Here is a 1,749-nt window from a genome sequence, read left to right on the forward strand (position 1 = left end):
TGCCGCGGTCGAGCCCGCCATGCTCGGCCAACAGCTGCAGCACATACGACCCAAACCCGCCGATCGCGCCTTCCTCCACCGTGACCAGCACCTCGTGCTCGCGCGCCAGCCGCAGGATCAGGTCTTCGTCGAGCGGCTTGGCAAAGCGCGCATCCGCCACCGTCGTCGACAAGCCCCGCGCCTCAAGCTCCTCGGCCGCCTTGAGCGCCTCGGCCAGGCGCGTGCCGAGCGACAGCAGCGCGATTCGGGTGCCCTGCCTGACGATCCGGCCTTGGCCGATCGCCAGCGGCACGCCTTGCTCCGGCAGCTCGATGCCGACCCCCTCGCCGCGCGGATAGCGCAGGGCGATCGGGCCGGCGTCATAGGCCGCCGCGGTCGCCACCATGTGCACCAGCTCGGCCTCGTCGGCCGCCGCCATCAGCACCATGTTGGGCAGGCAGCCGAGATAGGCGACATCGAACGCCCCGGCATGGGTCGGCCCGTCCGCCCCGACGAGGCCTGCCCGGTCGAGGGCAAAGCGCACCGGCAGGTTCTGCAGGGCGACGTCGTGCACGACCTGGTCGTAGCCGCGCTGCAGGAAGGTCGAGTAGATGGCGCAGAACGGCTTGTAGCCCTCCGCCGCCAGGCCGGCGGCAAACGTCACCGCGTGCTGCTCGGCGATGCCGACATCGAAGGTGCGGGTCGGAAACGCCTGGCCGAACAGGTCGAGGCCGGTGCCGGACGGCATCGCCGCGGTGACCGCGACGATCTTGTCGTCCTGGGCCGCTTCCCGGATCAGGCTGTCGCCGAACACCCGGGTGTAGGCCGGCGCATTGGCCTTGGCCTTGGCCTGGGCGCCGGTGACCACGTCGAAGGCAACGACGCCGTGATACTTGTCGGCCGCCGCCTCGGCCGGGGCGTAGCCCTTGCCCTTCTGGGTCACCACATGGACCAGGATCGGGCCGGTCTCGGCATCGCGCACGTTCTTCAGGATCGGCAGCAGATGGTCGAGGTTGTGGCCGTCGATCGGGCCGACATAATAAAAGCCCATCTCCTCGAACAGGGTGCCGCCGGTCCAGAAGCCGCGGGCGAATTCCTCGGCCTTGGCGGCCTTGTCGTAGAAGAACTTCGGCAGCTTCTTGGCGAGCTGCTTGGCGGTCTCGCGCAGGCCGCGATAGGTGCCGCCGGAGACCAGCCTGGCGAGATAGGACGACATCGCCCCGGTCGGCGGGGCGATCGACATGTCGTTGTCGTTGAGGATGACGATCAGGCGCGAATGCAGGGCGCCGGCATTGTTCATGGCCTCGTAGGCCATGCCGGCCGACATGGCGCCGTCGCCGATCACCGCGACGACGTTGTGGGTGCGGCCGTCGAGATCGCGCGCCACCGCCATGCCGAGCCCGGCCGAGATCGAGGTCGAGGAATGGGCGGCGCCGAACGGGTCGTACTCGCTCTCGGCCCGCTTGGTGAAGCCGGACAGGCCGCCGGCCTGGCGCAAGGTGCGGATGCGATTGCGCCGGCCGGTCAGGATCTTGTGCGGATAGGCCTGGTGACCGACATCCCAGATCAGGCGGTCGCGCGGGGTGTCGAACACGTAATGCAGCGCCACGGTGAGCTCGACCACGCCCAAGCCGGCGCCGAGATGGCCGCCGGTGACCGAGACCGCATCGATGGTCTCGGCACGCAACTCATCCGCCAGCTGCCGCAACTGGGCTTCGGACAAAAGACGCAGATCGGAAGGGGTCGCTATCGTGTCGAGAAGAGGTGTGG

At 69.0% G+C, this 1,749-nt stretch carries 1 protein-coding gene; it reads right to left on the reverse strand.

Annotated elements, in window-relative coordinates; translation table 11 throughout:
* A partial coding sequence (gene dxs, locus AB4Y97_RS20930) for a 1-deoxy-D-xylulose-5-phosphate synthase (protein WP_442000963.1) occupies positions 1-1,749 on the reverse strand: 1,749 nt, incomplete at both ends.

Origin of the sequence: Microvirga sp. 2TAF3 (genome assembly GCF_052114965.1) — a bacterium.
Classification (GTDB): Bacteria; Pseudomonadota; Alphaproteobacteria; order Rhizobiales; family Beijerinckiaceae; genus Microvirga.